At 72.3% G+C, this 24970-nt stretch carries 21 protein-coding genes; 6 read left to right on the forward strand and 15 right to left on the reverse strand.

Annotated elements, in window-relative coordinates; genetic code table 11:
- Positions 1-419: 419 nt before the first annotated feature.
- Together pulA and BLW57_RS27560 are read left to right on the forward strand one after the other, a co-directional pair.
- Positions 420-5819 carry a pullulanase-type alpha-1,6-glucosidase gene (gene pulA, locus BLW57_RS27555; RefSeq protein WP_093478166.1) on the forward strand — a complete coding sequence of 1800 codons (5400 nt, stop codon included), beginning with the start codon at positions 420-422 and terminating at the stop codon, positions 5817-5819.
- Between the two features lie 32 nt (positions 5820-5851).
- A complete protein-coding gene (locus tag BLW57_RS27560) occupies positions 5852-6214 on the forward strand; it encodes a 5-carboxymethyl-2-hydroxymuconate Delta-isomerase (RefSeq protein WP_093478168.1) in 363 nt (120 codons plus the stop codon).
- A 3-nt stretch (positions 6215-6217) separates the two neighbouring features.
- Here BLW57_RS27560 and BLW57_RS27565 read toward each other — a convergent pair whose 3' ends face one another.
- The 5 genes from BLW57_RS27565 to BLW57_RS27585 all read right to left on the reverse strand — a co-directional run bounded on the left by BLW57_RS27565 (position 6218) and on the right by BLW57_RS27585 (position 11562).
- A complete protein-coding gene (locus BLW57_RS27565; protein ID WP_176985748.1) occupies positions 6218-6934 on the reverse strand; it encodes a TetR/AcrR family transcriptional regulator in 717 nt (238 codons plus the stop codon).
- A 36-nt stretch (positions 6935-6970) separates the two neighbouring features.
- A complete protein-coding gene (locus BLW57_RS27570; RefSeq protein ID WP_093478172.1) occupies positions 6971-8020 on the reverse strand; it encodes a PDR/VanB family oxidoreductase in 1050 nt (349 codons plus the stop codon).
- Positions 8020-8916 (reverse strand): metal-dependent hydrolase, encoded by an 897-nt coding sequence (locus tag BLW57_RS27575; protein WP_093478173.1) that lies wholly within the window; start codon positions 8914-8916, stop codon positions 8020-8022. Before BLW57_RS27575 ends, BLW57_RS27570 begins: the two co-directional genes overlap by 1 nt.
- A 98-nt stretch (positions 8917-9014) precedes the next feature.
- Entirely contained in the window at positions 9015-10925 is a 1911-nt protein-coding gene (locus BLW57_RS27580; protein WP_093478175.1) for a hypothetical protein, read from the reverse strand.
- Between the two features lie 115 nt (positions 10926-11040).
- A complete protein-coding gene (locus tag BLW57_RS27585; protein ID WP_093478176.1) occupies positions 11041-11562 on the reverse strand; it encodes a tetratricopeptide repeat protein in 522 nt (173 codons plus the stop codon).
- A 119-nt stretch (positions 11563-11681) separates the two neighbouring features.
- On the opposite strand from BLW57_RS27585, the gene BLW57_RS27590 reads away from it, so the two are divergent.
- Positions 11682-12110, forward strand: coding sequence for a hypothetical protein (locus tag BLW57_RS27590; RefSeq protein WP_176985749.1), 429 nt, complete (start codon positions 11682-11684; stop codon positions 12108-12110).
- Positions 12111-12243: 133 nt separating this feature from the next.
- On the opposite strand, the gene BLW57_RS27595 is transcribed toward BLW57_RS27590, so the two are convergent.
- The 7 genes from BLW57_RS27595 to BLW57_RS27630 all read right to left on the reverse strand — a co-directional run bounded on the left by BLW57_RS27595 (position 12244) and on the right by BLW57_RS27630 (position 19808).
- Positions 12244-13806, reverse strand: coding sequence for a DUF1996 domain-containing protein (locus BLW57_RS27595; protein ID WP_093478178.1), 1563 nt, complete (start codon positions 13804-13806; stop codon positions 12244-12246).
- 173 nt (positions 13807-13979) lie between these two features.
- Entirely contained in the window at positions 13980-14633 is a 654-nt protein-coding gene (locus BLW57_RS27600; RefSeq protein ID WP_073893257.1) for a LuxR C-terminal-related transcriptional regulator, read from the reverse strand.
- On the reverse strand, positions 14618-15892 hold the full coding sequence (locus tag BLW57_RS27605) for a sensor histidine kinase (protein ID WP_093478179.1): 1275 nt from the start codon (positions 15890-15892) through the stop codon (positions 14618-14620). The genes BLW57_RS27600 and BLW57_RS27605 overlap by 16 nt, the downstream gene beginning before the upstream one ends.
- A 31-nt stretch (positions 15893-15923) precedes the next feature.
- Positions 15924-16976 (reverse strand): NAD-dependent epimerase/dehydratase family protein, encoded by a 1053-nt coding sequence (locus tag BLW57_RS27610; protein WP_176985750.1) that lies wholly within the window; start codon positions 16974-16976, stop codon positions 15924-15926.
- A 62-nt stretch (positions 16977-17038) separates the two neighbouring features.
- Positions 17039-17614: a winged helix-turn-helix domain-containing protein gene (locus tag BLW57_RS27615; protein ID WP_093478182.1), complete on the reverse strand. Its 576-nt coding sequence runs from the start codon at positions 17612-17614 to the stop codon at positions 17039-17041.
- Positions 17615-18114: 500 nt separating this feature from the next.
- Entirely contained in the window at positions 18115-19146 is a 1032-nt protein-coding gene (glnII, locus tag BLW57_RS27625; RefSeq protein ID WP_093478186.1) for a glutamine synthetase, read from the reverse strand.
- A 197-nt stretch (positions 19147-19343) separates the two neighbouring features.
- Positions 19344-19808, reverse strand: coding sequence for a MarR family winged helix-turn-helix transcriptional regulator (locus BLW57_RS27630; protein WP_093478187.1), 465 nt, complete (start codon positions 19806-19808; stop codon positions 19344-19346).
- A 64-nt stretch (positions 19809-19872) separates the two neighbouring features.
- Between BLW57_RS27630 and BLW57_RS27635 the strand changes: the two genes are divergently transcribed.
- Positions 19873-20751: an alpha/beta fold hydrolase gene (locus BLW57_RS27635; protein ID WP_093478189.1), complete on the forward strand. Its 879-nt coding sequence runs from the start codon at positions 19873-19875 to the stop codon at positions 20749-20751.
- A gap of 3 nt (positions 20752-20754) precedes the next feature.
- Here BLW57_RS27635 and BLW57_RS27640 read toward each other — a convergent pair whose 3' ends face one another.
- Together BLW57_RS27640 and BLW57_RS27645 are read right to left on the reverse strand one after the other, a co-directional pair.
- Positions 20755-21486: an RlpA-like double-psi beta-barrel domain-containing protein gene (locus tag BLW57_RS27640; RefSeq protein ID WP_093478190.1), complete on the reverse strand. Its 732-nt coding sequence runs from the start codon at positions 21484-21486 to the stop codon at positions 20755-20757.
- 120 nt (positions 21487-21606) lie between these two features.
- A complete protein-coding gene (locus BLW57_RS27645; RefSeq protein ID WP_093478192.1) occupies positions 21607-21975 on the reverse strand; it encodes an arsenate reductase family protein in 369 nt (122 codons plus the stop codon).
- Between the two features lie 165 nt (positions 21976-22140).
- Between BLW57_RS27645 and BLW57_RS27650 the strand changes: the two genes are divergently transcribed.
- On the forward strand, positions 22141-22455 hold the full coding sequence (locus tag BLW57_RS27650) for a hypothetical protein (protein ID WP_093478193.1): 315 nt from the start codon (positions 22141-22143) through the stop codon (positions 22453-22455).
- A 276-nt stretch (positions 22456-22731) separates the two neighbouring features.
- Positions 22732-24072, forward strand: coding sequence for a DUF2252 domain-containing protein (locus tag BLW57_RS27655; protein ID WP_093478195.1), 1341 nt, complete (start codon positions 22732-22734; stop codon positions 24070-24072).
- Here BLW57_RS27655 and BLW57_RS27660 read toward each other — a convergent pair.
- Entirely contained in the window at positions 24067-24825 is a 759-nt protein-coding gene (locus tag BLW57_RS27660) for an alpha/beta hydrolase (protein ID WP_256339605.1), read from the reverse strand. The two genes, BLW57_RS27655 and BLW57_RS27660, sit on opposite strands and share 6 nt — an antisense overlap.
- Positions 24826-24970: the final 145 nt, after the last annotated feature.

The raw sequence follows: 24970 nt of genomic DNA on the forward strand, positions 1-24970 counted from the left end.
TGCCGCCGCTGTCGCAGCCATCCCCTTCTCCACGCTCGCTCCGCCGACGACCCGCCGCAACCCGGGCCGCCCGGATCGCCACAGGTCATCCGCGACGTCGCCGGCCCGCGGGACCCCGTCAGCCGTTGAACGGTCAAAAAGCCCGGTGTTGAACGGTCAATGACACGGCCGCCCGGGCCGCCGGGCCCGGCGGCCCGGGTGTGAGCGCGCCGCCCCGGCGACGGCTGCCGGCCTCCGGCGGAGGCCACCCCGGAGGTCCGGCGCCGGGCCGAGCGGTTGAAAGTTCTTTCCGTCGGTTTCAAGACCCTTGCTGAAACCTTTCGTTGGGGGGTACGGTCGCGCGGGCGCCCGGCAGTGAAGCCGTGCCGCGGCGTAGGGGTCGGACCCGACAGAGCCGTAATCGCAAGGAGTTCCCGCCTGTGATACCGAGATGGCCGGCGCCCCCCACGCGCCGTACCCCCCGTGTGCGAAGGGCGGCGGCTATCACCGCCGCCGCCCTCGCGGCCGCACTCGTGCAGCCCCTCGCGGCCCACGCCGCCGCCCCGCCCGTACCGCCGTCGGACGCCGCGCTCGCCGCCCGGCCCGCCCGGCACGACGACACGCGCGAGCAGTTCTACTTCGTCATGCCGGACCGTTTCGCCAACGGGGACACCTCGAACGACCGGGGCGGACTCACCGGTTCCCGTACGAGTACCGGTTACGACCCCACCGACAAGGGCTTCTACCAGGGCGGCGACCTCAAGGGCCTGACCAAGCGGCTCGACTACATCAAGGGCCTCGGCACCACCTCCATCTGGATGGCGCCGATCTTCAAGAACCGGCCGGTGCAGGGCACGGGCGCCAACGCCTCCGCCGGGTACCACGGTTACTGGATCACCGACTTCACACAGGTCGACCCGCACTTCGGCACCAACAAGGACCTCAAGGACCTCATCGCCAAGGCGCACGCCAAGGGCATGAAGGTCTTCTTCGACGTCATCACCAACCACACCGCCGACGTCGTGGACTACCAGGAGAAGACCTACGACTACCTGTCCAAGGGCGCCTTCCCGTATCTGAGCGAGGACGGGCGGCCCTTCGACGACGCCGACTACGCCGACGGCCGCAGGAAGTTCCCCGCCGTCGACGCGGGCTCCTTCCCGCGCACGCCGAAGGTCACCCGGAAGTCCAAGGTCCCGGCCTGGCTCAACGACCCGGCGATGTACCACAACCGGGGCGATTCGACGTACGCCGGCGAGTCGACCACCTACGGCGACTTCTCCGGCCTGGACGACCTGTGGACCGAGCGTCCCGAGGTCGTCCACGGCATGGAGAAGATCTACCAGCGGTGGGTGAAGGACTTCGCGATCGACGGTTTCCGCATCGACACCGTCAAGCACGTGAACATGGAGTTCTGGACCCAGTGGGCGACCGCGCTCGACAAGTACGCGGCGGCGCACGGGCGGAAGAACTTCTTCATGTTCGGCGAGGTCTACACCGCCGACACCTCGCTCACCTCGCCGTACGTCACCCAGGGCCGCCTGGACGCGACCCTCGACTTCCCCTTCCAGGACGCGGCCCGCGCCTATGCCTCCCAGGGCGGCAGCGCCCGGCGGCTGGCGAGCGTCTTCGGTGACGACTACAAGTACACGACCGACAAGGCCAACGCGTACGAACAGGTCACCTTCCTCGGCAACCACGACATGGGCCGCATCGGCTACTTCCTGAAGCAGGACGACCCGAAGGCGACCGACGCCGAGATCCTGCGCAAGGACGAGCTCGCCAACGAGCTGATGTTCCTCAGCCGCGGCAACCCGGTCGTCTACTACGGCGACGAGCAGGGCTTCACCGGCTCCGGCGGCGACAAGGACGCCCGCCAGACGATGTTCGCCTCCAAGGTCGCCGACTACCTGGACGACGACGAGATCGGCACCGGCCGCACCCACGCGAGCGACGCGTACGACACCGGCGCGCCCCTCTACCGGCAGATCGCCGACCTCGCACGGCTCCGCAAGGCCAACCCCGCCCTGACGGACGGAGTCCAGACGGAGCGGTACGCGGCCGACGGCGCCGGCGTCTACGCCTTCACCCGTACGGACGCCAAGTCCGGCCAGGAGTACGTCGTCGCCTTCAACAACGCCGGCGACGCGAAGGACGCCACCTTCGCGACCGGCTCCGCGGACATGACGTACCGCGGGATCTACGGCACGGACGCCACGGCGAAGACCGACGGCGACCAGAAGATCACCGTCACCGTCCCGGCCGGCTCCGCCGTCGTCTACAAGGCGGCCGGTGCCCTCGCCAAGCCCGCCACCAGGCCCACGATCACCCTCAGGGCCCCGGACGCCGGTGCCACCGGGACCGTGGAACTGTCCGCCGGCGTCGACGGCGGCGGGCTCGACCGGGTCGTCTTCGCCGCCCAGGTCGGCAACGGCGCGTGGCGCACCCTCGGCTCCGCCGACCACGCCCCCTACAAGGTCACCCAGACCATCGGCAAGGACGTGCCGTCCGGCACCGCGCTGCGCTACAAGGCCGTCGTGATCGACTCCGCCGGGCGGACCGCGAGCGCCACGGCGAGCAGCAGCACCGGCACCGCGCCGGCCCCGGAGGTGCCCACGGCGGCGTCCCGGGACTACGCGATCGTCCACTACAAGCGCACCGACGGCGACTACGCCGACTGGGGCCTTTACGCCTGGGGCGACCTCGCCGACGGCGAGGCCACGAACTGGCCCGCCAGCCACCCCTTCACCGGCCGGGACGCCTATGGCGCCTTCGCCTACGTCAAGCTCAAGCCCGGCGCCTCCAACGTCGGCTTCCTGGTCATCGACAAGGACGGCGACAAGGACGTCTCCGCCGACCGGACGATCGACGTCACGAAGACGGGTGAGGTCTGGATCGAGCAGGGCAAGGCGGACGTGACCACCCAGCGGCCCGACTACCCGCCGCAGGACAAGGCCAAGGCGGTCCTCCACTACCACCGGGCCGACGGGAACTACGAGGGCTGGGGCCTGCACGTCTGGACGGGTGCCGCGAACCCCACCGACTGGTCGAACCCGCTGAAGCCGGTGAAGACTGATGCCTATGGCGCGGTCTTCGAGGTGCCGCTCACCGAGGGTGCCACCAGCCTCAGCTACATCATCCACAAGGGCGACGACAAGGATCTCCCCACCGACCAGTCGCTGGACCTCACGGCGAACGGCCACGAGGTGTGGCTGTTGAACGGTCAGGAGAAGTACCTGCTGCCGCAGCCCGCGGGCAGCGCGGCCGCCCTCGACCTGACCACCTCCAAGGCGGTCTGGATCGACCGGGACACCGTCGCCTGGAACGGCGCGGACGGCGCCGCCTCCACCCAGCTGCTGTACTCCCGCGACGGCTCCATCGCCGTCGAGGACGGGACGCTCACCAGCGACGACGAGCGCTGGATCCGGCTGGAGAAGGCCACGCTCACCGACGCCCAGAAGGCGAAGTTCCCGCACCTGAAGGACTACACCGCCTGGTCCGTCGACCCGCGCGACCGCGACCGGGTCCGTACCGCCCTGAAGGGCCAGCTGGTGGCCTCGCAGCGGGCCGCGAACGGCGCCGTGCTGGCCGCGACCGGAGTGCAGATCGCCGGCGTGCTGGACGACCTGTACCCGGGCGCGGCCAAGGCGAAGCTCGGCCCGACCTTCCACGACGGCAGGCCGACCCTCGCCGTGTGGGCGCCGACGGCCCAGAGCGTCTCCCTGGAACTGGACGGCTCGCTCAAGGCCATGCACCGCGACGCCGCCACCGGCGTCTGGTCCGTCACCGGCCCCGCGTCCTGGAAGGGCAAGCCCTACCGGTACGTGGTGAAGGTGTGGGCGCCCAGCGTCCGCAAGACGGTCACCAACAAGGTCACCGACCCGTACTCGGTCGCGCTCACCGCGAACTCCGAGCGCAGCCTCGTCGTCGACCTGAACGACAAGTCCCTCGCCCCGGGCGGCTGGTCCGCCCTGCACAAGCCCAAGGCCGTACCGCTGAAGGACGCCCAGATCCAGGAGCTGCACATCCGCGACTTCTCCGTCGGGGACCGCACCTCCAAGCACCCGGGCACCTACCTGGCATTCACCGACAAGGACAGTGACGGCTCCAGGCACCTGAAGGCACTGGCGAAGTCGGGGACGTCCTACGTCCACCTGCTGCCCGCCTTCGACATCGCCACCATCCCCGAGAAGAAGGCCGACCAGGCCGTCCCGGACTGCGACCTCGCCTCTTACCCGGCCGACTCCGGCAAGCAGCAGGAGTGCGTGGCGAAGGCCGCCGCGAAGGACGCCTACAACTGGGGCTACGACCCGTACCACTACACGGTCCCCGAGGGCTCGTACGCCACCGATCCCGACGGCACGGCCCGCACGGTCCAGTTCCGCCGGATGGTCCAGGCGCTCAACCAGGACGGCCTGCGGGTCGTCATGGACGTCGTCTACAACCACACGGCGGCCGGCGGCCAGGCGGACACCTCCGTCCTGGACCGGATCGTGCCCGGCTACTACCAGCGGCTGCTCGCCGACGGCTCGGTGGCCAACAGCACCTGCTGCGCCAACACCGCGACCGAGAACACGATGATGGGCAAGCTGGTCGTGGACTCGATCGTCACCTGGGCGAAGCAGTACAAGGTCGACGGGTTCCGCTTCGACCTCATGGGCCACCACCCGAAGGCCAACATCCTGGCCGTGCGCAAGGCCCTGGACGCGCTGACCCCGGCCGAGGACGGCGTCGACGGCAAGAAGATCATCCTGTACGGCGAGGGCTGGAACTTCGGCGAGGTCGCGGACGACGCCCGCTTCGTGCAGGCCACGCAGAAGAACATGGCCGGCACCGGCATCGCCACCTTCTCCGACCGTGCCCGCGACGCGGTGCGCGGCGGCGGTCCCTTCGACTCCGACCCCGGCGTCCAGGGCTTCGCGTCCGGGCTGTACACCGACCCCAACGCGTCCACGTCCAACGGCACCGAGGCGGAGCAGAAGGCCCGGCTGCTGCACTACCAGGACCTGATCAAGGTCGGTCTCAGCGGCAACCTCGCCGCGTACCGGTTCACGGACACCGGCGGGAAGGACGTCACCGGCGCCCAGGTGGACTACAACGGCTCGCCCGCCGGCTACGCCGACGCACCCGGTGACGCGCTCGCCTATGTGGACGCGCACGACAACGAGTCGCTGTTCGACGCCCTGACCTACAAGCTCCCGAAGGACACGTCCGCGTCCGACCGGGCCCGCATGCAGGTCCTGGCGATGGCCACGGCCGCCCTGTCGCAGGGGCCGGCCCTCTCCCAGGCGGGCACCGACCTGCTGCGCTCGAAGTCCCTGGACCGCAACTCCTTCGACAGCGGGGACTGGTTCAACGCCATCCACTGGAACTGCGCCGACGGCAACGGCTTCGGGCGCGGGCTGCCCATGGCGGCCGACAACGAGTCCAAGTGGGAGTACGCCAAGCCGCTGCTGGGCTCCGTGCGGGTCGGGTGCCCGCAGATCACCGGCGCCTCGGCCGCCTACCGGGAACTGCTGAGGATCCGTACGAGCGAGAAGGCGTTCTCCCTCGGTACGGCCGCGCAGGTGCAGGACCAGCTGTCCTTCCCGCTGTCCGGCAAGGACGAGACGCCCGGGGTGATCACCATGAAGCTCGATGACCTCGTCGTCGTCTTCAACGCCACGCCGAAGCGGCAGGAGCAGCGGATCGGCTCCCTCGCCGGGGCGCACTACCGGCTCCACCCGGTGCAGGCGGCGGGCGCGGACGCGGTGGTGAAGACCTCCGCCTACGCGGCGGGCTCGGGCACCTTCACCGTGCCCGCGCGGACCGTCGCGGTGTTCACCCGGGCGGGGAACTAGGGTGAGGCCGTTGCCGTAGAACAGGAGCGCGCATGCCGCAGATCACCGTCGACTACTCCGACACCATGGAGAACGCCTTCGACCGCGAGGGGTTCGCGCGGGCGCTGCACGAGGCGACCGTGGAGATCGCGGCGGCGAAGCCGCAGGCCTGCAAGACGCAGTTCCGGCCGAGCGCGTACACGGTGTTCGGGTACGAGGACCCCGGGGCGCGCGGGCACGCCATCGTGCACGTGACGATCGGGCTCCTCGCCGGACGCGCCGACGAGACGAAGGAGAGGCTCGCGGAGGCCGCGCTGGAACTGCTCCGCGAGCACGTGGCGGACGCGGCGTTCACCCTGCACGCCTCCGCCGAGATCCGTGACCTGGATCCGTCCTACCGGAAGTTCGACCGCTAGGGGTCAGGAACCGAGGGCGATCAGCCGGCCGACGAGCTCCGCGAAGGGGCCGTCGGCCGGTTCGTCCTTGGCCATGCCGCGCAGCAGCGCGGCGATGTCCGCGTCGTGCGTGGCGCCGACCGCGGCCAGCGCGGCGAAGTCGTGCACGAGCTGGAGCTCCAGCTCGGCGCGGGGGATCCGGCGGCCGTCCAGCCAGAGCAGGGCCGTGGACTCGGCGAGCGAGATCCACGAGCGGACCACCAGCTCCAGCCGCGGTGACGCCTCGGCCACCCCGAGATGCGAGAGCATCTGCTCGTAGGCGGCCTGCCGTACGGAGTCGATGAGCGCGTTGGTGGCCGAGACATGGTCCTTCGCGCCGATGCCGTCGGCCGAGACCGCCGGGCCGCCGCGCATCAGCGCCGAGAAACCGGGGCCGTGCTCGTCCACGAAGTCGAAGTAGCGGCGCATCACCCGCAGCAGCCGGGCGCCGAGCGGGCCCTCGTGCGGCTCCGCGAAACGACCGGCGAGATCCTCCGCGGCGCGCTTCAACGCGGCCTCGTACAGGCTGAGTTTACCGGGGAAGTAGTGGTAGACGAGCGGGCGTGAGATGCCCGCCGCCGACGCTATCTCGTCGATGGAGACCTCGTCGGGCGAGCGTCGGCTGAACAGTTCGAGGGCGACGCCGATCAGCTGCTGCCGCCGCTCGTCGACGCCCATCCTGCGGCGAACCCCGGTACTCATGCGAACACCTTACCGATCGAATTCAGCCGCCTGCGATCACATGTCGAGCACCAGGCGATCGCTCCCGGCCCGGGAGACACAGATCAGCATCGAGTCACGCCGTTCCGCGTCCGTCAGCAGCTCATCGCGGTGGTCGATCTCACCCGCCACCACCCGCTGTTGGCAGGTGCCGCAGAAGCCCTGCTCGCAGGAGTAGGCGGTGTCCGGCAGCTCACGCCGTACGGCGGCGAGCACCGTGGAGTCCGCAGGGACGGTCAAGGTCCGCCCGGAACGACGCAGTTCCAGCTCGAACGCCGTGTTCCCACCGGTGCCGGTGCGGGGCGCGAACCGCTCCAGGTGCAGGGCGGCACCCTCGGGCAGCGCCGCCTGGACCGCCGCCATCAGACCCTCGGGACCGCAGCAGTACACGGCCGTCCCGGCGGTCGCGTCCGCGAACAGGACCGCCAGGTCCGGGCGTCCCTCCACGTCCTCGGCCACCACCGTCAGCCGTTCCCCGGCGAGCTCCCGCACCTCCTCCAGGAACGGCATCGACGCCCGCGTCCGGCCGCCGTACAGCAGCCGCCACCGGGCGCCGTCCGGCAGGGCACGCAGCATCGGCAGGATCGGGGTGATGCCGATACCGCCGGCGACGAAGACGTACGACGGGGCCGCCACCAGCGGGAAGCGGTTCCGCGGGCCGCGCACCTCCAGCTCCATGCCCTCGGCGAGCTGCTCGTGCACCTCGCGGGAGCCGCCCCGGCCGTCCTCGACCAGCCGCGCGGCGACCGTGTAGGAGTCGCCGTCCCCGGGATCCCCGCACAGCGAGTACTGCCGCACCAGCCCGGAGGGCAGCACCAGGTCGAGGTGCGCCCCGGGCTCCCAGCGCGGCAGCCCGGCGCCTTCGAGCCGGAGCCGTACGACCCCGTCGGCGACCCTCTCGTGGGAGGTGAGCAGCAGCCGCAGCGCCCGCGAGCGCGGCCGGCCGGAGACGGGCGGGTCCAGGGCGGGCATCGGCCACAGCGGGGAGACCTGGATACGGCGGCGCAGGGCCTGCCGGGTCAGCAGGGCGGCGCCCGCGACCAGCGCGACGGTCAGCGGCTTCGGCATCACGCCACCGGCCCTTCCGCGGCGAGGGCCGCGGGGGAGGCGGCCAGATAGGCCACGGCCTGGGCGGTGGAGCACTCGTGCGAGGGGTGGTAGCCGCGGCTGAGGTAGCGCGGTATGGACCTCAGCATGTCCCCGGTGGCGGGCAGGGTGCCCTGCCGGCCGCGCTGGTGGAAGCCCCGGAAGGACGCCTTGCCGTCGACCAGCGTGGGGTCGTTCTCCATGAAGAAGCGGGCTCCGCGCTGCCACAGGAACACCAGGGCCGAGAAGGCCGCCGCCCAGGTGCGCACCCGGCGCCGGTAGCCGCCGTCGACGTGCATGAACAGGTCGAAGGCGACCGAGCGGTGCTCGACCTCCTCGGCGCCGTGCCAGCGCAGCAGGTCCAGCATGGTCGGGTCGGCGCCCCGCCGGTCCAGCTCCGCCGCGTTGAGCACCCAGTCGCCGAGGAAGGCGGTGTAGTGCTCGATGGCCGCGATCAGCGCCACCCGCTCCAGCAGCCACCAGCGGCGGGCCCGGCCCGGCGGCAGCGTGCGGTCGCCGAGCAGCTTCTCGAAGAACCAGTCGACCTGCGCGGTGTACGGCGTGGGGTCCAGGCCCAGCTCGCGCAGGTGCGGCAGGACCTCGTCGTGGGCCTGGGAGTGCATGGCCTCCTGCCCGATGAACCCGACGACGTCCTCCCGCAGCCGGTCGTCCCGGATCAGCGGCAGCACCTGCTTGTAGACGTGCACGAACCACCGCTCCCCGGCGGGCAGCAGCAGGTGCAGCACGTTGATGGTGTGCGTGGTCAACGGGTCGCCCGGCACCCAGTGCAGCGGTGTGTCCTCCCAGGAGAAGGACACGTTGCGGGCCTTGAGCGCGATGCGCTCGGACTCCACCGGCCGGGCCTGCATATTAGACATGGCGTCAATGTACTGACGGGTAAGGCGTCTGAGAAGCCCTGCGGTACGGCTTGTTTACGACCGTGTCAGCAACCCGGCTCCCGGTGGCGGTGCGGCGGCTACCGCAAGCCGGTGATCGACCGGCCGTCCGCCAGCGTGCCCTTCAGGTCCGCCCGCGCGCCCTGCTCGGCCCGGGCGGCGAGCAGCGCCCCCCGACCGGACGCGGTGACCCCGCCGGTGGCCCGGACCGACGCCGTGTCCCGGCTGCCCGCCGCCAGCAGGTACCAGTGCCCGCCGGCGGACTTCCACAGCACCCCGGCGAGGACATGGGGGTCACGCGGTCCGCACGCCGGCACGTCCGTGCCCTTGGCGACGACCGCTCCGGCGGCCCCGCCCGGCGTGTGGAACTGGGCGAGCGCGGCGGTGCCGTCCCCGCGCCAGGTCTCGGCGCGGGTGCACACCCAGTCGCCCGACCCGCTGCCGTCGGGCAGCGGCTGTTCGGCGTACCCCCAGGCGTTGACGCTGCGGATGCCCGCGGAGCGCTCGGCCGCCAGGGAGCAGGCGAACGGCGCCCACGACCGCAGCGCCTCGGTGCCGGACGCCTCGCCGGACGAGCCGGGGCGGCCCGCGGTGAGGTGGGCCGGCACCAGCTCGCCGAGGTCGGTGGAGAGCCGCGTGCCGGAGGCGTCGGTCAGCTGCAGCACGGTCCACGAGGTGCAGCTGCCCGGCCGGAGCACGGGGCTGGCCAGCGGTGCGGTGATGCCGTCGGTGACGGCCAGCGCGGTCGCCGCCGAGGCCGGCTTCATCAGGTCCCGCGCGGCCGCCTTCGTCACCCAGGGGGCGGTCAGGTAGCGGACGTTGCCGTCGGAGCGGCCCAGCACCAGCGCGCTCGCCTCGGCGCCGGTCGCGCCGTCGACGCGGGCGAAGTCGAGGGCGGCTCCCTGGGTGCCGTCCCGCGGTTCGGCGTAACGGGCGATGCGCAGGCCGTCGTAGAGGATCACCACCCGGGCGTTGTCCACCTCGCCGGCGTACAGCAGCTGGGGCGGGCCGGCCGGGCCGCCGGTCTGGGTCCCCGGGGTCGCCGACACATGGACCGTCTCCCCGGGGCGGGCCCACACGGCGAGGGCACGGCGCAGCAGTGCCTCGTCACCGGTGAGCGGGCCGCGCGCGGGCCACACGGAGAAGTCGGTGCGGGCCGCGGACTCCCAGGCGGTGGGCGGTACCCGAGTGAGCCTGCCGGGGTCGAGCGCGGCCCGCGCCGACGGGTTCTCCGCGTAGGCGGGCGCGGCAGCGCCGTCGGGGCCCCAGCCGCCGCCCGGCAGGACGACCAGGACCCCGCACACGGCGAGCGCGGCGGCGGTGGCGAGGGCGGCCTTGGTGTGCTGGCGGCGGCGCATCAGGTCGGTGGGCCGGGCCTGCAGCGAGCAGGGGTCGAACTCGGGGGAGGAGAGCAGCGCGTGCTGCGCGGGCACGCTGTTCGCGGCGGCCAGCGCGCCGCCCGGGTCGTCGACGCCGGCGGCCCCGAGGATCCGGTGCACGTCCGGGTCGGGCAGCCGCTCCAGGCCGCGCAGCACGTACGCCGCGCGGGCCGGGCCGGACAGGGCGGACAGCCGCTGGTCCAGGGCGAGTTCGTCGGCGCCGCCGGAGCGCGGGAACAGCCGCAGCCCCCATACCTGGGGCAGCAGCGGCGGCAGCGGGGCCAGCCGGGCCAGGCCCTTGCGGGGGCGGGCCGCCTCCAGGGCGGCGCGCAGGACGCGCTCGCGCAGACAGGCGTATCCGGGATCGGTGTCCCGGCCCGCCGTCTGGGCCGGGATGGCCGACAGCTGCTTGCGGCCCCGGGGCAGGGCGCGCTGGGCCAGGGAGTGTGCGGTCAGCACCCGGCGGCTGCGGCCGAGACGCGGGGGCAGCACCAGGTAGGCGATGCGGACCAGTCGTGGATAGTGCTCGACGAGCGCGGCCTCGGCCTGCTCGAGGTCGAGCGGTCCGGTGGCGGCGGGTGCCTGGCGCGGGGCTACATCCTGTGACTGCACATCCGGGAGAACGAGCGAAGGGGTGGTTGGTCACCGCCGGACGAGTGGTTGTGCAGGCGCGCCGGTTGCCGGAGGCTCCCGCCGCGCCGCGTGCCGGCCGGTCCGGGATCCGTCCCTACGGCTCCACGAGTGCGCGCGCGTAGTTGGCCATCGACCGCTGGTAGCGCGGCAGATGGGGGGCGAGGGCGCCGAGGACGAGGGACAGGCCCTCCCGGTCGCGCCCGAGGCTCGACAGGCACAGCGCGAGGCAGGCCCGCACCGCGTCGTCCAACTCGTCCGACGGGCCGTCCAGTTCCGGGGTGAGCAGCCGTACGCCCTCCTCCGCCTGCCCGATGTTCCGCAGCGAGCTCGCCAGCTGGATCCTGGCCCGGCGGCTCTTGTAGCCGCTCACCTCGCCGAGGCCGCCCGCCAGTGCCGCCCGGTACAGCGGCGCCGCCTTGTCCGAGTGGCCGGTCGAGTCCCAGGCGCAGGCCTGCTCGAAGGGGCCCAGCGGGCTGTCGTCCGGCAGCTCGTCGACGAGGGCGTCGATCAGCGCGCGGAACTCGTGCGCCCGCTCTTCCGGATAGTCGTCGAAGGAGGCCCAGGCGGCGGCCACGCGATCTTCCCAGTTCTGGTTCACCGGGTCACCCTCGCACACCCGTACGCGTCCGGTCAGCGGATTTGAGCGCACCGCGCACGGGAGCCGTATCCGATGGGCGGGGTCCCGCGCCGGGGCTCCACGCGGCATGCTTGGCCCCACCAGTACCGGAGGATCAGATGAGGTTGACAGGACTGCTGCTCGGCGCCGCGGCCGTGTGCGCGCTGGCGGGATGCAGCGCGGGCGGGCACACCGAGACGGTGCCGCCCACCGCGACCGGCAGCCTGGAGAGCCTGGCCGCCGAGGTGAAGTGCAAGCCGAACATGCAGACCGACGCCGACGAGATCCGCCAGGCCCTGTGCCGGAACGGTGACGGGAAGTTCATCCTCGCCACCTTCGCCACCGACCGCGGCCAGCGCGAGTGGATCAACGACGCGAAGGACTACGGCGGCCACTACCTCGTCGGCCGCAAGTGGGTCGCCGTCGGCGACGACGGGGTGGTGAAGGCGCTGCGCGGCACGCTCGGCGGCGAGGTGGAGATCGGCGCCGACCACAGCGGCCACGGCGGTGGCCACACGGACGGCGACAGCCACGCGCACGGCGGCTGACGCGCCCGTTTCCACGCGGGACGCTCGCCCGGCGATCGCACCACGCGCGCACGACGAAGGCCGGTGACGGGAGGGGGGTCCGTCACCGGCCTTCTGTCATGAGGGGCGTGCCGTCATGAGCCCGCCGCGGGAATCACGCGCAGTTCTGCCCGCGGTTGATGCAGTTGGCGATCTTGTTGGCCAGGCCGTTCTTCGTGACGCTGATGAAGTCGTCGTGGTCCGTGGCCGCCTTGTGCAGCTGCTCCGGGAAACCGTCCACCGCGTAGGCGTTCTTCACCTGCCCGTTCTGGACGGACGGCGGGTTGATGTTGTACACCAGCCGCATCGTCAGCTGCGGGATCGCCTTGAAGCCGTTCTGGCAGTTGCCGCCCGCGTCGGCGAACGCGACGTGGGTGCGGTGGTTGGCGCTGTCGATGTTCTGCCCGTCCCAGCAGCTCTGGAAGGCGAACGTCCGCACCACCTTGCTGCCCTGCGGGCAGATCGGGTACTGCGTGGTCAGCTGCACCTTGTTCTCGAAGCCGGTGCAGCTCCAGTGCGCGTTGGCGTTGGCCAGACCGTTGGTGGTGGTCTTGGCGTCACCGGTGATGATCCGCAGGAACTGCGGCATCGCGACGACCTTGGCGGTGGGGCTGCCGACGTACTTGATCTGCGCCTGGACCGGCGTCAGGATCTTGCCGACGTTGCCCTCCTTGCCGCCGCCGTCCCGGTTCTGGTCGAAGTCCTGCGAGCCGTCCTGGATCCGGACCACCGGCCAGTAGTACGACGACAGGTCGCTCTGGTTCTGGCAGCTGGTGCCGCCCTGGAGGAACGTCTGGTTGCTGGAGAAGGCGTTGACCTTCTGGTTGCCGGTGTAGTCGTGCAGGTGGTGTGCGCCGTTGGCCACGCCGGGCGCCACGATCACGTTGTCCGTGTTGTGGTTCTTGTTGGCGTTCACACCGCAGCGCGTGGTGAACGTGCCGGTCGACCCGCCGCGCTGCTGGCGGGGTTTGCCCTGCACGTTCGGCTGGACCTTGGTGATGTCCACGAAGTCGGCCGCGACCGGACCGTTGCCGGCCTGCCCGCCGATGTTCTGCTGCTGACCGCCCTGCTGCTGGCCACCGTTCTGCTGCTGGCCGCCGCCCTGCTGCTGCCCGCCGGTCTGCTGCTGACCGCCTTGCTGCTGGCCACCGTTCTGCTGCTGACCACCGTTCTGCTGCTGCCCGCCGGCGGTGGTCTGGTTGGCGTTCTGCGCCGTGCAGGCGGCGAGACTGTTCAGATCGCCGGGCGCGGTGCCGCCGACACGGGTGATCTCCAGCTTGATCCGGTCGAGGATCGCCTGACGCCGGTCCTTGAGCGGCTGCAGGATGGAGTTCTGCACGAAACTCGCGTCCTTGGCCTGCGCGTCCCGCGTGGTCGCGAGCCGCTGGTAGGCGTCGGTGATCTGACGGTCCAGGTTGGCCAGCTCGCCGGCCACGTCGGTCCGGGCGCGGTTCGGCACGTTCGTCAGCTTCTGGCCGACGTCCGGGCAGGAGATCGTCGCGACCTGGGCCTGGGCGGCCTTCGTCTGGTTGCCTCCCCACGTCTGGTGGTTCGACTCGTGCGCCGAGGCGTAGAAGTTCGCCCAGATCAGCCCGCCCCCACCGAGCGCTAGGGCCGCCGATGCGGCTATGGCCTTGGTGGCCAGCGGCGTACGGCGTTTTCGTGTGTTGCGTCCCATGGAACTCCTCTGACTTCCTTGCGGGGCAGCATCGAGGCGCCCGACAGGAGTGAAGCGGCGCCCTTCCATACGGACGCCGCCTCGGAGGTGTTCAGCGGTCTCACGAATTCCTCACGGACCCATCGCGTTTCGGCGACCTCAACAGGCTCCTGAGCAGCGGAAGTTCGTAAACATCAGCGATCGCCGTCGAGATGGGCGAGCACCGCCAGTACGCGCCGGTTGTCATCGTCCGACACCTCCAGGCCCAGTTTGGTGAAGATGTTGGAGGTGTGCTTGGCGATGGCCCGTTCCGTCACCACCAGCTGGGCCGCGATCCCCGCGTTCGAGCGTCCCTGCGCCATCAGCTCCAGCACCTCCCGCTCGCGCGGGGTGAGCCGGCCGAGCGGCCGGTCCTCGGCGGACCGCCGGGACAGCAACTGCTGGATCACCTGGGGGTCCATCGCCGTACCGCCCGCCGCCACCCGCCGTACGGAGTCCACGAACTGGTCCGCGTCGAACACCCGGTCCTTCAGCAGATAGCCGATCCCGCCGTTGCCGTCCGCGAGCAGCTCGCGCGCGTACAGCTGCTCCACGTGCTGGGAGAGGACCAGCACCGGCAGCCCGGGCCGGGCCCTGCGGGCGGCCAGCGCGCACTGCAGGCCCTCGTCGGTGTGCGTGGGCGGCAGCCGGACGTCGACCACGGCGACGTCCGGGGCCGACTCGGCCAGCGCACGCGTCAGTTCGGGGCCGGTCTCGACGGCGGCCGCGATCTCGAAGCCGTAGGCCTCCAGCATCCGTACCAGTCCGTCGCGCAGCAGGAAGAGGTCTTCGGCTAGGACAACACGCACGGGATCTCCATGGTCACCATGGTGGGGCCGCCCGCGGGGCTGCTGACGGCCAGGACGCCGTCGAATGTACCGAGCCGCCGCTCGACCCCGGCGAGCCCGGAACCGGCCCCGACCGCCGCACCGCCCTTGCCGTTGTCGGTCACCGTGATCCGCAGCATGCCGTCCGTGTGGTGCAGGTCGGCCCATATCCGGTCGGCACCGGAGTGCTTGACGGCGTTGGTGAGCACCTCACTCACCGCGAAGTAGGCGGCCGACTCCACCGGTGCGTCCGCCCGGCCGGGCAGCTCCACGGCCACCTCGGTGGGCAGCGGCAGCCGCAGTGCCAGCGCCCGTACGGCGTCGCCCAGTCCGCGTTCCGCGAGCACCGGGGGGTGGATGCCGCGTACCAGGTCGCGCAGTTCCTCCAGGGCCTCGGCGGAGTTGCGCCGTGCCTGGGCCAGCAGCTGCTTCGCCCGGGCCGGGTCCCGTTCGACCAGCATCTCGATGGTGCCGAGGTCCATGCCCATGGCGACGAGCCGGGCCTGGGCGCCGTCGTGCAGGTCCCGCTCGATGCGGCGCAGCTCGGCGGCGGAGGTGTCCACGGCGTCGCGCCGGGTCTCGGTCAGCACCCGGACCCGCTCGACGAGTTCCCCCTGGTCGCCGCCGAGGACGGCCCGGGTGAGCCGGAAGTGGGCGGTCAGCAGGCGGGGGGTGAGGTGGTAGGCGGCGAAGAGGAGCACGGCGGCGGTGGCGGCCGCGCCGAGCGCGGTCGGCTGGTCGGTGACCGGCACGAAGCCGTACCAGTAGGGGTGGCCGTCGGTGGAGACCACCCGCCACAGCCCGGCGGCCACCGCGAAGCCCTCGAACGGGTAGAAGAGCAGCACGGCCGGGAGCAGCGCGGTGACGAACCCGGCCGTCATGTCGGCGAGCAGCCAGCGCATGTCCCGCCAGGTCGCGGGGTCGCCCAGCATCAGGACCGTGCGCGTCCAGGGGTTGGCGCCCTCCGGCAGCGGCCGGTAGGACGACCGGATCGGTATCCCGCACCACTCGGCCGCGAGCCGCCGCCGGGTGTCCGCGAACTCCCGTACGCCGCCCAGGATCGCCGGGGTCGTGACGATGCCCAGGCCGAGCGGGATCAGCGCGACGGACACCAGGGTCAGGGTGAAGCAGAGTACGGCGACGGGCAGCATCGCCAGTGCCAGCACGAGTCCCCGTACGGCGGCGAGCACGACCTCGCGGACGTGGGCGCGGACGCCGTCGCTCTTCGTGTCGGTGTTCATGGGGCCAGTCTGGCCGACCCCCGCACCCGGTTCACTGGCCCGAGGCCCCCTCCTCGGAGGTGGTGCCAGGTACACCCCCGGCGGCGGCGAGCACCTTGGCCTCCACCTCGGGGTCCACGCCCACCGGCGGACGGTCCGGCCGCCGCGGCGCCACGCCGCCGATCCCCGTGAGCCACCGCCAGGTGTCCGCGACGGTCTCCTCGGCCGGCCGGCACACCAGCCCCGCGGCCAGCGCCCGGGAGACGTCCGCACGGTGGACGGGGCCGTACAGCTCGTCGTCCGGCGGCACCCACACCGGCAGCCCCGTCCACGGCTCGACCCCGGCGTCCAGGATCACCTTCGGGTCGGTCCAGCGCAGTTCGGCGTCCGCACCGGTGACCCGGACGCAGGCGTCGAGCAGTTTCCCCATGGTGGTGTGGCCGGGCGGGCCGGCCAGGTCGTACGGTCCGCTCAGCCGCTGCTCGGCCGCTGCGAGGACCCAGTCGGCGAGGTCCCGCGCGTCGATGAACGACACCGCCAGTTCACGGGGCCCGGGAGCCAGGACCGGGCCGCCGCGGGCGATCCGGGTCAGCCACCAGGGCAGCCGCCCGATGTTCTCGTGCGGGCCGAGGATCAGCCCGGCCCGCACGAGGAGCGAGTCCCGCTCGCCGAAGGTCCCGACGGCGGCCAGCTCACCGCCGCGCTTGTCCCGCGGGTAGTCCGTCGCTCCCGCGTCGGCGGCGGCGCCCTCGACCGGTGCCCCGGCCCCGGCGGGCCCGTCCAGCGAGGGCCAGGGCCAGGCGTACACGGACCGGCTGGAGAGGTACACGTACCGTCCGGCACGGCCGTGCAGCAGCCGTGCCGCCTCCAGCACGGCCCGCGGCGCGGCCGACCAGGTGTCCACCACCACGTCCCAGGTGCCGGTGTCGGCGGCGAGCGCGGCGAGGCCGTCGGGAGCGGTGCGGTCGCCGTGCAGCGACCGCACCCCGGCCGGCGGGCGGTGCCGTCCCCGGTGGAGGACGGTCACCTCCCAGCCGCGTGCGCACGCGGCTTCCACGACGGCCCGCCCCACGAATTCCGTACCACCCAGCACGAGAAGTCTCATGCCGGTGATGGTGCCCGGTCCGGGCGCGGTACGGAACGCGGGTCTGCCGAGGGCAGAGCGGGTCAGCGGCCGGTCGGCGGGGTGTACTTGTAGCCGACGCGGCGCACCGTCTGGATGGTCTGCCGGTGCCGGGCGCCCAGCTTGCGGCGCAGCCGGGCGACGTGCACGTCGACGGTGCGGCCGTCGCCGACGTGGCCGTAGCCCCACACCGTGGTGACCAGCTGGTCGCGGGTGTGCACCCGGTGCGGGTGCGCCACCAGGTGCGCGAGCAGCTCGAACTCCAGGTAGGTGAGGTCGAGTTCACGGCCGTCGAGGGAGGCGATGCGCTGCACGGGGTCGATCCGCAGCAGCGGGTCACCGTCCCCGGTGGCGGCCGTCGGCGGCTCGTCCGGGACCGCGACCGGCAGGAACGGCGGCTGCTGGTCGGCGGGGACCAGCACCAGGTAGCCGACCATCGGGGGACGACCGGGCAGGGTGGGCAGGGCGTGCTGCGGCGCGGGCAGCCAGGTGGCGCCCGGTGGCAGGAAGTCCGCGACCTCCACCACCTCGTCCCGGTCGACGGCGCGCAACCGGTGCCGGGGGCCGTCGGGGGCGGGGGCGGTCAGGGCGGCGGAGGAGAAGGAACGAGTGGTCGCCATGAAGGTCAGCTCTTTCGCGCGAGGAGTTCGTCGGGAAGTGCGGCGGCCGCGATTCGTGGTCGGGCGCGCCGGGGGACGTACGTCGTTCCGCGCTGGCCGAAGGCCGGGGTGTACGGCTTTAGAGGGCCCGCGCGTTCGTCGCGCGGCAACACACCCGGTCGAAGTCGTGGTGCTGACGGGAGGGCCAGAAGGGCTCGAGGTCATGGCGACCCGTCGCGGTGGTCTTCCGGAAGCTGGCCATGCGCCCATTGAAGCAGACGGGCGCGCCGCGCAGGAGAGTCCTCTCACTGCTTGGACGCTTCCTTGGTGTGAAGTTGACGCTTCGTGGGCTCCGGGGCTGCCCGGAAGGCGCTGGTCAGCGGATTCTTCCTGGTTCACAAATCCGAAATGCCGTCTCGGCATACGGACATGGCCCCGCTCCGCACCCCCGGCGGAGCCCCCGGAACACGACAGGGGCGCCCGCCGTCATGGCGGACGCCCCTGCCGGGAAGCGGGACGGATCAGACCTGGCCGGCCTTCTCCAGCGCGGCGCAGCAGGTGTCCACCAGCAGGCGGGTCACCACGTACGGGTCGACGTTGGCGTTCGGACGGCGGTCCTCGATGTACCCCTTGCCGTCCTTCTCGACCTGCCACGGGATGCGGACCGAGGCGCCGCGGTCGGAGACGCCGTAGGTGTACTTGTCCCACGGGGCGGTCTCGTGCAGGCCCGTCAGACGCTCGTCGATGCCGGCGCCGTAGTTCTTGACGTGGTCCAGCGGCTTGGAGCCCTCACCGAGCGACTCGCACGCGGTGATGATGGCGTCGTAGCCCTCGCGCATGGCCTTGGTGGAGAAGTTGGTGTGCGCGCCCGCGCCGTTCCAGTCGCCCTTCACCGGCTTGGGGTCCAGCGTGGCGGAGACACCGAAGTCCTCGGCGGTGCGGTACAGCAGCCAGCGGGCCACCCACAGCTGGTCGGAGACCTCCAGCGGGGCGAGCGGGCCGACCTGGAACTCCCACTGGCCCGGCATGACCTCGGCGTTGATGCCGGAGATGCCGAGGCCCGCCTTCAGGCAGTTGTCCAGGTGGGCCTCGACGACGTCCCGGCCGAAGATCTCGTCGGCGCCGACACCGCAGTAGTAGCCGCCCTGGGGGGCGGGGAAGCCGTTCTCGGGGAAGCCGAGCGGGCGGGTGCCGTCGAAGAAGGTGTACTCCTGCTCGATGCCGAAGATCGGCTCCTGGGCGGCGAACCGCCCGGCGACCTCGGCCAGCGCGGCACGCGTGTTGGACCGGTGCGGGGTCATGTCGATGTCGAGGACCTCGCACAGCACCAGGATGTCGTCGCCGCCGCGGATCGGGTCCGGGCAGGTGAAGACCGGCTTGAGCACGCGGTCCGAGGCGTGCCCCTCGGCCTGGTTGGTGGAGGAGCCGTCGAAGCCCCAGATCGGCAGCGTGTCGAGACCGGCGGCGGAACCCGTGATGATCTTCGTCTTGGAGCGGAGCTTGGCCGTCGGCGTGGTGCCGTCGATCCAGATGTACTCAGCCTTGAAGGTCACGGGGCCACATCCTTCGGGGGTGGGTCGGGCGCTGTTGCGGGTGCTGCGGCGCTGCGGCACCGGTGCGCCGCTCGATCTGCCGGGCAGCCTGTCAACAGGCCGTTTCCCGGCCATTGCCCGTATGTGAACCCCGTGTTACCTGGGCCTTTTATGGCGCGGCTCACCTTGTGAGGCGAAGGGGAGCCGGGGTATGGGGCTCATCCATGCGCGGCGGCGGCCTCCCGCACGCCCTCCAGGAAGCCCCGGATCGCGGCCCGCTGGTGGTCGTCGTAGCCGCGCAGCAGCTCCACCGAACGCTCGATCAGCGGTCCGAAGAACGCCCGGCCGATGTCCACGGCGCGCTCCTCCACCTGGACGACGACCCGCCGCCGGTCCTCGGCGGAGCGCACCCGGCGTACGTGCCCCGCTCCTTCGAGCCGGTCGAGGAGCGCGGTCGTGCCCGCCGAGTTGAGCCCCATGGCGGCCCCGAGGCGTCCGGCGCTCAGCTCCTCACCCGCCCGCCGGGCGTCCATCAGCGCGATCAGGGCCCGTACGTCCGTGGGGTGCATGCCGTTGCGGTCCGCGAACCGGGCGCTGTGCAGGCCGAGTTCGACCGTCACGGCGCGCAGCAGGTGCACGGTCTCCAGCTCGGGTGCCGCTGTGGGGCGGTGCGGGGTCGGCATGGGAGTCCTCCGCTATCATCTCGCTCAACAAGTATCTTGCTGGGCGAGATAATAGGGGGTTGCCGTGCCCGTCGGCAGGTCGAGGACGTACACGTACGACGACGAGGCGTTCCGGATCGCGTACGAGAAGGTGCTGGCGAAATGGCCGGCCGACCGGGAGGCGCTGACCGTCGCCACACCCCTCGGCGACACCCGGGTCAACGCCTGCGGCCCGCGCGAGGCGCCCCCGTTGCTCCTGCTGCCCGGCGGCGGCTCCGCGACCTCCGTGTCCTGGTACGCCCAGGCCGCCGACCTGGCCCGCGTCCGGCGTGTCTACGCCCCGGACCTGATCGGCGCCCCGGGCCTCGGCGCCCCGGCCGGCGACCGCCACCCCCGTACGGTCGCCGACCTGGCCGGCTGGGTGGACGCCCTGCTGGACGGCCTCGGCGCCGAAGCGGCCGACGTGGGCGGGCACTCCTACGGCGCCTGGATCGCCCTGCACCACGCGCTGCGTTCCCCCGCCCGGGTGCGCCGCCTGTTCCTCCTGGACCCGACCGAGTGCTTCGCCGGGTACAAGGCGGCGTACCTGCTCCACGCCCTGCCGATGCTGCTGCGGCCCTCGCCCCGCCGTGTCCGGGCCTTCCTGCGGTGGGAGACCGGGGGAGCGGCCCTGGATCCGGACTGGCTCCACCTCCAGGAGGCGGCCGCCGGCTTCCCGTCCGTCAGACCGGTGACGGGGCCGCGCCCCGCGCCGGACGCGCTGCGGGCACTACGGGTGCCGGTCCTGCTGCTCGTGGCCGCGAACAGCAGGACCCATGACTCCACCCAGGTGACGGCCCGGGCCGCCGCGCTGCTCCCGCGCGTCGAGACCGCCGTGCTGCCGGACGTCTCGCACCACGCGCTGCCAGGAGCCGCGCCGGACGCCCTGACCCGTCACCTCATCGGTTTCCTGTCCGGCCCCTGAGCCTCACCCCACCTTCTCGATCACCGCACGGCGGATGAGGAACTTGCCGGGCTCGCGGACCTGCTCGAAGGCGGAGTTGTTGAGCAGGACGCAACTGCCCGAGACGGAGGTGACCTTCACCGTCGTGGACTTGTTGTTGTCCAGGTTGGTGACCTTCAGTGTCGTGCCCGCCGGGAACTGGTTGCTGGACGCGGCCGGCGCACCGCCCTCACCGGAGAGCGTGACGGTCGAGCCCTTGCACACCTGCTGCCCGGCGGCCGCGGCGCCGCCGCCGTTGTCGCCCGCGGCACCGGTCTGCGACGGCTGCGCCTGCTGGCCGCCGCCCGCCTGCTGGCCTTGACCCTGCTGACCCTGCTGACCCTGCTGACCCTGCTGGCCGGCGTTGCCGTTCTGCGCCCCCTGGGAGTCCTGAGCCGACTCCCCAACGGTGCATCCGGCAGCCTTCTGCTGGACCTCGATCTGCTTGATGACCGCCTCGCGGTTGGCGATCCGGGCCGCCGACTGCGCGTCCGGGTTCGCCTTCTGGTCCGCGATGAACCTGTCGTTGTTGCCGTGGGCCGTGGCCAGCCCCTGGCAGACGGTCGAGTCCCCGGCCGACAGCGTCTTGGCCTGCTGCGGGCTCTGCGCGGCGTTCGAGGTGGAGGCCAGCGCGAACGCCCCGCCGCCCGCCACCGCCGCGGCGCTGACGAGCAGCGCGATCTTCTTCTTCGTGCCGAGAGTTCTCCTGCGCGACATGCGCGCCTCCTGAAAGAGGTAGGGGAGCGTACGCCGCTATGTACGAGATCCCGAAGGGGGATGCTCAGCGATCGCAGGAGCAGACGAAGTAACCTGTGTCACAGAGGAGTTGCGCGATCTTCAGCCCTTGTCGCGGGACAGCGCCTCCCGTACGGCCTCCTCGGTGCGCGCCACCAGGGCCGTTCCGTCGTCGGCGGTGATGATCGGGCGCTGGATGAGTTTCGGGTGCCCGGCGAGCGCGGCGATCCACCGGTCGCGCGAACCGGCGTCCCTCGGCCACTCCTTGAGCCCCAGTTCCTTCGCGGCGGCCTCCTCGGTGCGGGTGATGTCCCACGGCTCCAGGCCCAGACGTTCGAGTACGGCCCTGATCTCGTCCTCGCTCGGCACGTCCTCCAGGTACCGGCGGACGGTGTACTGCGCCCCCTCGGCGTCGAGCAGGCCGATCGCGCTGCGGCACTTGGAGCAGGCCGGATTGATCCAGATTTCCATGGGCCACACAGTACGCGAGAACCCGTCCGGCACCTGTGTCACGGGAGCCCCGAAAGCCCTTGTGGCCAGGGCCTTTTGTCAGTGCGGGGTCGTAGAATAGAAGCAGTGTTCGAGGATGTCGCCGGACTCGCCCGGCGGTGCCCTGACCGCGACAGGAGGATGCCCGTGCCCGCTGCCGCCCTGAAGCCGAAGCCGTTGCCGACCCAGTCCACCGCCAAGCACCCCGTGCTGTTCGACTCGCCCTACGAGCCCGTCATCAAGCGACCGCTGCCGGCCGGGCGGCCGCGCGAGTGGTACGTCGCGCACAACCGGCGCCTGAAGGCCATGCGCCTGGCGATAGCCCTGCTGGACTCCGGTGTCCACATGCCGGGCCGGGTCCGCAACGAGACCATCCGCAGCACGGCGGAGGAGATCGGCATGCGCCCGCCCTCCGACACGACGTGCCACATGGTCCGCGCGTTCATGCGCTACAGCCGCTGACCCGGACGCCGGGTGCCCCACGCACCACCGGGGCGCCCGGCCGCCGGCCCTGCTACCCGGTCCGCGGCCTTCGGCGGCGTGGCCGGGTCCTCGCTCCACGGGTGACACCATCCCCGGCTCTTCGGGCCGGCCCCGTCTCCCGCCACGGCCGGGCGCGAGCGCCGTTCACCCGTTCGCCGTACTCCGCATGCGCGTGACCGGGGGGCGGCCTTCACTGCGAGCAGGAGGTGACGCGAGCAGCCAAGGCCCGCGAGACCGTGGAGACGAGGGCGTCGTATGAGCAATCCCGAGGACCGAGCCCGGCGCGGCAAAGAGGCCCGCAAGCACGTTCCGCGCTCCGCGCACGCCGGCTGGCTGCCCTCCGTCGAACGGCCCGACCCCGTCGCCGTACTGGAACGGCAGGGCCGCGACCGCCTCACCGAGCTGCTGCCCGTCAGGTACGGCCGGATGGCCGCGTCACCGCTCGCCTTCCTGCGGGGCGCCGCCGGGGTGATGGCCGCGGATCTCGCCGCGCAGCCCCGCACCGGACTCACCGTGCAGCTGTGCGGCAACGCCCACCTGCTGAACTTCGCGGTGCACGCCTGCCCCGAGGGCCGGCTGCTGTTCGAACTCGCCGACTACGACGAGACCTTCCCGGGCCCCTTCGAATGGGACGTCAAACGGCTCGCGGCCAGCGTGGCCGTGGCCGCCGGGGAGAACGGCCACTCGAAGGCCGAGACCCGCGCGGCCGCGCGGGCGGCCGCCGCCGGTTACCGCACGGCCATGCGCCGGCTGGCCGGTCTCGGCGAGCTGGCCGTCTGGTACGAACGGATCGACGCCGCGACCCTGGCCCCCCTGCTCCGCTCCGGGCGGCGCCGGGCCCGCGCGGAGTCCACGCTCACCCGCGGCCGCCGCCACGCCGGCCTGCGCGCCCTCGGCACGCTCACCGAGGTGGTCGACGGGCAGCGCCGGATCATCCACCACCCTCCGCTCCTGGAACCCGCCGGAGCCCCCGACGCCGCCTCCGTGCGCAAGAGCTTCAGCGACTACCGCTCCACCCTCCCCGAGGAGCGCCGGCACCTGCTCGACCGCTACCGCTTCCTCGACACCGCCCGGGAGGTCGTCGGCGTCGGCAGCGTCGGTGTGCGCTGCTTCCTCGTGCTGCTCGCCGGGCGGGACGCCGACGACCCGCTGTTCCTGCGGATCAGGGAGGCCCGCAGATCGGTGCTGGAGGAACACCTGCCGACCGGGCCGTACATCCATCCTGGCCAGCGCGTCGTCGCCGGTCAGCGGCTGCTCCAGGGCGCCGCGGACGTCTTCCTCGGCTCGATGACCGGCCCCCAGGGCCGCGCCTTCTACTGGCGGCAGCTGCGGGAGGACAAGCGCTCCGCCGACGTCGCCGGCATGGGCCCGGCGGCGCTCTCCGGCTACGCCCGACTGTGCGGCACCGCCCTCGCCCGCGCCCACGCCCGCTCCGGCGACCGCATCGCCATCGCGGCCTACCTCGGCGGCGCCGACACCTTCGACCGGGCCGTCGCCGACTTCGCCGTGGCCTATGCCGACCAGACCGCCGGCGACCACGGCACCCTCGGCGCGGCCATCGCCGCGGGCCTGGTGAGGGCCGCGCCCGGACTATGAGGCCGACCAGGCGCGCGGCGGGGCCGCCGGCTCGCCCGTGTCCGACTCCCTCAGCAGCGCGGCCACGAACTCCCTCCGGTCCTCGGCGTGGTCGTGCAGCCACGACCCCAACCGGTGCCCGGCCGCCGGGAGTTCCAGCCGGGTGTACTCGGCGCGGGCCGACAGCGCCTCCTGCACGGCCCGCGTCACGTCGGGCGGGATGACCTCGTCGGTGCCCGGCACGGCCAGCACCGCCCGGCCCGCGTACCCGGCGAAGGCCGCCAGGGCGGGGGAGTCCCGCCAGCTGTCCGGTGTGCGGATGATCGTGCTGAACGGACCCAGGCCGTCGCCGAAGGGCACCTCCCAGGCCTCGGCGGCGTAGACGGCGGGTGCGCACAGGCCCACGGCCGCCACCCGGTCCCCGTGCACCCGTACCAGGTCGGCGACCGTCTGGCCGCTCATGCTGAAGCCGACCAGCACCAGCGGATCGCCCTCGGGAGCGTGCGCGTCGAGCACCGCCACCGCCTGCTCGAACCTCCGCCGCAGGCTCAGCTCCGCGAGCGCGCCGCTGCTCTCGCCGTGCCCCGAGAAGTCGAACGCCAGGGCACGGCAGCCCTGCGCGGCGAACTCGGCGAGCAGCGGGAGCAGCCGTTCCTTGCTTCCGTTGCCCGCGCCGTGCAGGAGGAGCACGGTGGCGCGGCCCTGCGGACCGGCGGTCGCCACGCTGAGGCTTTCGCCGTCGTACTCGTGGGTGAAGAGGTGGAGTTGAGCCATGAGAGCCATTCACTCATGGGGCGGCCGTGCCCGGAAAACGGGATGCGGTCGCGAACGCGGGCTCCCTACCCTGAACAAACGGCACGAAGCCGACACACCCCACCCGCACCCCTCGGTGGCACGCCGCCACTCACTCCACGGAGGT

The sequence above is a fragment of the Streptomyces sp. 1222.5 genome, from assembly GCF_900105245.1.
Taxonomy (GTDB): domain Bacteria; phylum Actinomycetota; class Actinomycetes; order Streptomycetales; family Streptomycetaceae; genus Streptomyces; species Streptomyces albidocamelliae.

Bases quoted from the DNA above. Each gene is read 5' to 3' on its own strand.
- BLW57_RS27560 (WP_093478168.1), top strand. From the start codon at position 5,852: ATGCCGCAGATCACCGTCGACTACTCCGACACCATGGAGAACGCCTTC.
- BLW57_RS27565 (WP_176985748.1), bottom strand. From the start codon at position 6,934: ATGAGTACCGGGGTTCGCCGCAGGATGGGCGTCGACGAGCGGCGGCAG.
- BLW57_RS27570 (WP_093478172.1), bottom strand. From the start codon at position 8,020: ATGCCGAAGCCGCTGACCGTCGCGCTGGTCGCGGGCGCCGCCCTGCTG.
- BLW57_RS27575 (WP_093478173.1), bottom strand. From the start codon at position 8,916: ATGTCTAATATGCAGGCCCGGCCGGTGGAGTCCGAGCGCATCGCGCTC.
- BLW57_RS27590 (WP_176985749.1), top strand. From the start codon at position 11,682: ATGAGGTTGACAGGACTGCTGCTCGGCGCCGCGGCCGTGTGCGCGCTG.
- BLW57_RS27595 (WP_093478178.1), bottom strand. From the start codon at position 13,806: ATGGGACGCAACACACGAAAACGCCGTACGCCGCTGGCCACCAAGGCC.
- BLW57_RS27605 (WP_093478179.1), bottom strand. From the start codon at position 15,892: ATGAACACCGACACGAAGAGCGACGGCGTCCGCGCCCACGTCCGCGAG.
- BLW57_RS27610 (WP_176985750.1), bottom strand. From the start codon at position 16,976: ATGAGACTTCTCGTGCTGGGTGGTACGGAATTCGTGGGGCGGGCCGTC.
- BLW57_RS27615 (WP_093478182.1), bottom strand. From the start codon at position 17,614: ATGGCGACCACTCGTTCCTTCTCCTCCGCCGCCCTGACCGCCCCCGCC.
- BLW57_RS27630 (WP_093478187.1), bottom strand. From the start codon at position 19,808: ATGCCGACCCCGCACCGCCCCACAGCGGCACCCGAGCTGGAGACCGTG.
- BLW57_RS27640 (WP_093478190.1), bottom strand. From the start codon at position 21,486: ATGTCGCGCAGGAGAACTCTCGGCACGAAGAAGAAGATCGCGCTGCTC.
- BLW57_RS27645 (WP_093478192.1), bottom strand. From the start codon at position 21,975: ATGGAAATCTGGATCAATCCGGCCTGCTCCAAGTGCCGCAGCGCGATC.
- BLW57_RS27655 (WP_093478195.1), top strand. From the start codon at position 22,732: ATGAGCAATCCCGAGGACCGAGCCCGGCGCGGCAAAGAGGCCCGCAAG.
- BLW57_RS27660 (WP_256339605.1), bottom strand. From the start codon at position 24,825: ATGGCTCAACTCCACCTCTTCACCCACGAGTACGACGGCGAAAGCCTC.